The sequence below is a fragment of the Caballeronia sp. M23-90 genome (genome assembly GCF_053574605.1).
Window position 1 is genome coordinate 1 of record NZ_JBSIPA010000368.1, and the last position, 6,725, is coordinate 6,725.

The following is a 6,725-nucleotide window of genomic DNA, read 5'->3' on the forward strand; positions in this document are numbered from 1 at the left end:
AAAGCGGTCCGCGACGGCTGGCGCCACGAAGAAAGCCGGCAAGCCGGCATAAGTTCGGCCCGAAAAAAAAGCCGGACGCGCGAGCGTCCGGCCTCCAAATGTCTTGAGCTCACGCAGTCACGTCAATTCACGTCCGCCGGTTTCATCGAGCTTGGACACTGCAATCAGCGAGATCACCACGCAGATGATCATGTACCACGCCGGCGCCATCGTGTTGCCAGTGATCTTGATCAGCCACGCGACCACAAGCTGCGCACTGCCGCCGAAGAGAGAAACCGCCACTGCGTAAGCGCTCGCCAGATAGCCCGCGCGCAAATGCTTGGGGAAGTTTTCCGGCATCAGCGAATAGGCGGGGGCCGAACCCATCGTGTAGAACAGCATCAGCAACACGATCAGACCCATCACCACGGGCAGGGACGGATACTGGTTCATCAGCCAGAAGCACGGATACAGCAACACGATCAACGCAATCCGTCCAGCCAGGATCAGTGGTTTGCGGCGCTGCATCTTGTCCGATAACGCGCCCCATACCGGGCACAACGCCAATGACGCGACCGCGGCGCATATTGAAACCAGCATGGACAGCTTGGCCGGCACCTTGAGGTACTGGATCATGTACGTGGGAATGTAGTACATGAGAACGTAGGTGGCGACCGTCATGCCCATGATCGCGAACACGGTCAGGATCCACTTGCGGACCATCCCGGGTTCGAAACCGGACGCATGCGCCCTGGCCGGTTTCGGCGGCTCTTCCACAATGTGCCGGCGCAGATAAACACCTACGGGCATGATCGCCGTGCCGATCAGGAACGGCACGCGCCATCCCCAGTCGAGCAGTTGCTCGGGGCTCAACTGATACGTGAGCAATGCTGCGATACCGGAACCCATCAGCGCCGCAGCGCCCTGACTGGCGAGTTGCCAGCTTGCACGAAAGCCGCGACCCTTGGCCGATCCTGTTTCCAGCAGCGTGGCTGTCGCCGCACCGAATTCGCCGCCTTGCGCGAAGCCTTGCAGCAAGCGCGCGAAGATGATCAGCGCGGGTGCCGCCAGGCCGATGCTCGCGTATGTGGGTGCAAGGCCGATCATCGCGGAGCCGAGCGCCATCAGGAAGATGGTCAGCGTAAGGGCGGCGCGTCGGCCGCGTTTATCGGCGTAATGTCCGAGCACGAAACCGCCGACCGGACGCGCGACGAAACCAATCGCGAACGCGGACAACGCAAGCAAGGTCGACACCACCGGATCGTGCGCCGGGAAAAACAGCTTGGCGATAGTCAGCGCGAAAAAGCTGTAGACGGTGAAGTCGAAGAACTCGAGCAGGTTGCCAATGATCGCCGCAATGACGATCTTGCCTTGCGACACGGCTTTGGCAGGTTGGACTGTTGTGGTCGCCATGGGAATCCGTAGATGGTTTTTTATAGCGCGAGGAAGCGCTCGACCAGACGCGTCCAGTACGCGGCGCCAACGGTCAGGTTGTCATCGTTGAAATCATAGGATGCGTTGTGAAGCATCGGCGCGCCTTCACCGTTGCCAAGACGCAGGAAACAGCCCGGCTTCTGCTGCAGGTAATAAGCGAAGTCCTCGCTGCCGGCGATGGGGCCGAAGTTATCGACCACACGATCTTCTCCAACCAGTTCACGCGCCACTTCGAGCGCCAGTCGGGTCTCCGCTTCGCTGTTGATCACGACCGGATACCCCGGCACGTAGTCGATATCGATCTTCGCGCCGTAGCCGCTCGCATGGGCTTCGGCGAGCGCGCGAATGCGGGTTTCGAGCTGCTTGCGCACGGTGGCGTCGAAGGAACGGACGCTGAGCTGCAGCCGCGCCGATTCGGGAATCACGTTTGCCGCGTGTCCCGCATTGAATGCGCCGACCGTGACGACGGCCGTCTGCATGGGGTCGATACTGCGCGCGACCACCGTCTGCAACGCCATTACCAGAGCCGAGCCGATCACGACCGGATCGATCGACAGATGCGGGCGTGCGGCGTGACCGCCGCGGCCATGCACGGTGATGTTGACCGTGTCCGATGCCGCCATGAACGGTCCGCTGCGGAACATGAACGTGCCGGTCGGATAACCCGGATGATTGTGCAGCCCGAAGATCGCTTCGCAGGGGAACCGCTCGAAGAGACCATCTTCGATCATGCGTTTCGCACCGCTGTCCGCGCCGATTTCTTCGGCCGGTTGGAACACGAGATGCACGGTGCCGTCGAAAGCGCGTGAACGAGCGAGATGGCGCGCGGCGCCGAGGACCATGGTGGTGTGGCCGTCGTGACCGCAGGCGTGCATCAAGCCTGCGTTGCCGCTTGCATAGGGCAGACCGGTTTCTTCGGCGATAGGCAATGCGTCCATATCGGCACGAACGGCGACGGCGCGCGTCCCGGTGCCTGCCGTAAGCGACGCCACCATGCCCGTTCCACCCAGGCCGCGCGTGACCTTGTAGCCCCACGTTTCCAGCTTCTGCGCCACGAAGTCAGAGGTCTGGAATTCCTTGTACGCGAGCTCCGGATTCTGGTGAAGGTGATGACGGATGACGCTGAGTTCATCGCGCAGATCGCTCGTGTCGTCGAGTAAGCAGAAACCCTTGGTATTTTCCATGATCGATGGTGCCTGTATTTGGGGAAACGGAATCGGCCAGTATTCCGGTGCAAAATCACTCAAACAATGACGTTCCTTCGCCGATAATGTTGACCTGAATGTCAACATTTAACGCACATGACGATCGATATCTCTTCCTCGCGCGAATCCGTTTTAAGTGCCCGAAGCCTGCGTTATCTGCATGAAGTCGAGTCGCACGGCGGCGTGCGAGCGGCGGCTGACGCGCTCGGTATCAATCCGTCGGTGATCAGCCGGCAAGTCGGGCAGCTCGAACGGGATTACGGCGTCGTCCTGCTCGAGCGAAGCGGGCGGCGCGCGGTGCTGACCGAAATTGGCATGAGCCTCGTCGAACATTTTCGCGAGAGCAAGCGGCGTGATGCCGACATGCTCGCTCAACTCGAAGACTTCAAGAGCCTGCGGCGCGGGAGGCTGGGGATTGGCGTGGGCGAGGGGCGTATCGAAAATCTGCTGGCTACCGTCATGGAGCGGTTCAGCTTGCAGTTTCCTGACATCGTGGTGGAATTCCGCAGTGGAGCGACCTCCGAGATCATTGCCATGGTGCGCAACGACGACGTGGATCTCGGCCTGTGCGCGGGCGGCAAAAGTGATCCCGCGATTCGTGCGCGGATCTTTCGCGCGGCGCCGTTTTGCGCGATGGTCAGTCCGCGTCATGCACTTGCCGGCGAGCGTCGGATCCGCTTCGAGCAGTTGCGCGATCAGCGGTTGATCTTCATGCCGGAGCGGTTCGGCGTGCAGCAGTACCTGGACGCCATCATAAGCGCAGAGCGGCTGACTGTGACGCCGTCGTACAGATGCGACCTGTTTTCCGCAGCTCAGGCAATCGCGGCGGCGGGGCTGGGCGTGGCTTTCATGTCCACCGATGCCGCGCGTCAGTATCTTGACGCCGGACGTCTGGTCGCACTTGAAATCGAGCATCCGATAGCGCGCGAATTCAGCAGCCAGGTGATACGCCGCGTGGGGCGGCGTTTGTCGCCAGCGGCCGAGTTTTTATGGCGGCAACTCGTGGAAGCGATGCAGCGCAGATGGGCGGCCTCGGGAAGAGGAGCCAGCGCGGGTTAGCCGAACCAATGCGCCTGCTTCAGGCGGAAGCAAGCGCAGGCATCGCCACCGGGCGCGCGATGGCGAGAAACGCGTTCATGGCGCTGCTTGCATAGACGTCGTGACGACGCACGAACACCGTATCGACGAAAGCATCGTCGGGAGCAAGCTCATGCAGGGCGACCCGTCCTTCACGCGACGCCGCCATGACCACGCCCTTCGGCAGGAGCGTCACGCCGACGCCGGCCGCGACGCATCCGAGCATGGCATCGAGTGAACCGAATTCGAGCGGTGTGCTGACCTGCAGGCCCAGCCGTGTGAGGACGCTTTCAAGCCGCGCACGATACGAACATCCCTGCCGGAACACGATGGTCTTCACCACGCCCTTTTGCGCGAGATCCCTGACGGACCGGAACCTGCGCGCGGTGACAAGCGCCATTTCCTCGTTGAAGATGGTTTCCGTATGCAGGTCTTCGTGAGTGACAGGACCGGCGACAAACGCACCATCGAGCCGATACTGCAGGACGTCTTCCACCAGACTCGCCGTAGTGCCGGTTCGCATGACGAGTTCGACCTTCGGAAACGTTACGGTGAATTGCGCGAGCACGTTCGGCATGCGCAACGCGGCGGTGGTTTCGAGCGTACCCAGAACCAGCGGTCCGCTCGCGACGCCTTCGTCTTTCACCGCTGTCCGGGCATCGTCCAGCAGCCGCGCCATCTGCCTGGAGAAAGGCAATAACCTGCGTCCGGCCGCTGTCAGTTCCACACCTCGATGATGCCGGTGAAACAGCGCCGTGCCGAGTTCGTCTTCGAGCAATCGAATTCGCGCGGTCACGTTCGACTGCACGGTATGAAGCTCGAGCGCCGCGCGATTCATGCTGCCGTTTCGTGCAACCGACTCGAAGATGCGCAGATCGGCGGCGTCCATGATGGCTCCAGGTATCGGAAGAAGTGATAGCAATTATCACATCAAAGCGCCGCTCGCCTGATCAAAGCTTGTTAAGCTGGACGGCACTGAATGACCAAGCAACTATCCGGGAAAGGAGCGAACATGGGCACCTGGCGTGATCGTCGGATCATCGAGCTGTTCGGCATTGAAGCACCCATCATTCTCGCTCCAATGGCCGGGCCGGGTACACCGGAACTTGCCATAGCGGTGGGCGAAGCGGGGGGCCTTGCATCGCTGCCTTGCGCGTTGTCGAGCGTGGAGCAAGCGCACGATGCGCTCACGTTGATCCGCTCGAAAACCCGCGCGCCGGTCAACGTCAATTTCTTCTGCCACACGGCGCCGCAGGCCGATGCCGCACGCGACCTCGCGTGGCGCGAACGGCTCGCTCAGTATTACATCGAGCATGGGATCGATCCTGAGTTCACATCTGCGGGCGCAGTCCGTCGTCCCTTCGATAACGAGTTTTGCGCGCTCGTAGAAGAATTCAAACCCGAGGTGGTGAGCTTTCATTTCGGACTCCCGGAGAAACTGCTGGTCGATCGCGTCAAGGCGACCGGCGCGAAGATCATTGCATCGGCTACGACGGTGGCGGAAGCCCGGTGGCTCGAAGCGCATGGCTGCGATGCAATCATCGCGATGGGGTTCGAGGCAGGCGGCCATCGCGGCACGTTCCTCAACCATGACATGGCGACGCAGGTCGGGACGTTCGCGCTCGTGCCGCAGATCGCTGACGCGGTATCGGTGCCGGTGATCGCAGCCGGTGGTATCGCCGATGCACGAGGGATTGTCGCCGCACTGGCGCTGGGTGCATCGGCGGTGCAGATTGGCACGGCCTATCTGTTCTGCCCGGAAGCGAAGGTGCCGGAGTTGCATCGCGTTGCGCTGCGCGAATCCGGCGATGATTCCACCGCCTTGACCAACCTGTTCACCGGACGGCCGGCTCGCGGAATCATGAACCGCGTGATGCGGGAAGTCGGGCCGTTGTCGGACGCGGCGCCGGCGTTTCCGCTTGCATCGGCTGCGCTCGCGCCGCTGAAGGCGAAAGCCGAAGCAGCGGGCAAGGGGGACTTCACGAGCCTCTGGTCAGGACAGGCGGCGCGGCTCGCGCGTGAGATGCCTGCGGGCGAACTGACGCGGGCGCTGATTGCGGAGACCCTGGCGCGTTTGCCCTGAGTGCTAAGCATGCATCGCGCGTTCGAGCACCTTGAAGACGCGCGGGTCGCCGCATTGCGCGACGTTGAAGCGCAGGAACCGGCCGGCGGATTGCGCAACGCTGAACGCATTGCCGGGCGCCAGAACGACGTTTTCGACCAAAGCGCGCCGGGCCACATCCGCCGCATCGATCCCTTCGGGCAACGCACACCAGAGGAACATCCCGCCGCGTGGCTCGATCCACGGCTTGATACCCAGCGCGGACAGTTTTGCGCTTACGGGTCCCATCGAACGGGACAAACGTTCCCGCAACGCTTCCATATGCTTGCGATACGTGCCGTCCTTCAGCACGCTCAACACGAGTTCGGATGAAAGCCGCCCGCTGCCGAACGACGTCGCGATCTTCAGATCGATCAGACCTTCGATCCAGTCGTGCCGTGCCGCGATGAATCCGCAACGGACCGCCGCCGAGAGGCTCTTGGAAAAGCTGCCGATATGCACGACGCGGTCGAGGCCATCGAATGCGGCAAGGCGGGGCGACGGCTCGTGCTCGAAGTCGCCGAAGATATCGTCTTCGATGATCGTGAGGTCCGCCTGATCGGCGAGCTTCAGCAGACGATGCGCGACCACAGGCGCAAGCGTCGCGCCGGTCGGATTGTGCAGCGCCGAGTTCGTGATGTAGAGCCGCGGCCGGTGCTCCGCGAGCGCCTGGGCGAACAGTGCCATGTCGGGGCCGGAGGACGTGTACGGAACGCTGACAATCTTCGCGCGATGTGCCCGCAGCAGCGCTAGAAAGTTGAAATAACACGGGTCATCGACGAGTACCGTATCGCCCGGTTCGAGCAGGAAACGGCACAGCAGGTCGATAGCCTGCGTGCCGGATTCGAACGCGCTGTCCTTCGGCACGATCAACACAAGCGAATTCGCGGCAAAGTCACGGCGCGATTCGGTGGCGATCACTTTTTCCA

6 protein-coding genes are annotated in these 6,725 nt (G+C 62.0%); 2 read left to right on the top strand and 4 right to left on the bottom strand.

Annotation, left to right across the window (positions count from 1 at the left end):
- Positions 1-117 precede the first annotated feature (117 nt).
- Both ACRXB1_RS26960 and ACRXB1_RS26965 read right to left on the bottom strand, forming a co-directional pair.
- Entirely contained in the window at positions 118-1,392 is a 1,275-nt protein-coding gene (locus ACRXB1_RS26960) for an MFS transporter (protein ID WP_062001156.1), read from the bottom strand.
- A gap of 20 nt (positions 1,393-1,412) precedes the next feature.
- Positions 1,413-2,597, bottom strand: a complete 1,185-nt coding sequence (locus tag ACRXB1_RS26965; protein WP_449493764.1) for a M20 aminoacylase family protein — start codon at positions 2,595-2,597, stop codon at positions 1,413-1,415.
- A 117-nt stretch (positions 2,598-2,714) separates the two neighbouring features.
- Here ACRXB1_RS26965 and ACRXB1_RS26970 point away from each other — a divergent pair, with 117 nt between their 5' ends.
- On the top strand, positions 2,715-3,677 hold the full coding sequence (locus ACRXB1_RS26970; protein ID WP_449493765.1) for a LysR family transcriptional regulator: 963 nt from the start codon (positions 2,715-2,717) through the stop codon (positions 3,675-3,677).
- A gap of 19 nt (positions 3,678-3,696) precedes the next feature.
- Here ACRXB1_RS26970 and ACRXB1_RS26975 read toward each other — a convergent pair whose 3' ends face one another.
- Entirely contained in the window at positions 3,697-4,584 is an 888-nt protein-coding gene (locus ACRXB1_RS26975; RefSeq protein WP_449493766.1) for a LysR family transcriptional regulator, read from the bottom strand.
- A 123-nt stretch (positions 4,585-4,707) separates the two neighbouring features.
- On the opposite strand from ACRXB1_RS26975, the gene ACRXB1_RS26980 reads away from it, so the two are divergent.
- A complete protein-coding gene (locus tag ACRXB1_RS26980) occupies positions 4,708-5,778 on the top strand; it encodes an NAD(P)H-dependent flavin oxidoreductase (RefSeq protein ID WP_449493767.1) in 1,071 nt (356 codons plus the stop codon).
- A 3-nt stretch (positions 5,779-5,781) separates the two neighbouring features.
- Here ACRXB1_RS26980 and ACRXB1_RS26985 read toward each other — a convergent pair.
- Positions 5,782-6,725, bottom strand: a 944-nt coding sequence (locus ACRXB1_RS26985) for an aminotransferase class I/II-fold pyridoxal phosphate-dependent enzyme (RefSeq protein WP_449493768.1), incomplete at its 5' end; no start/stop codon positions are given.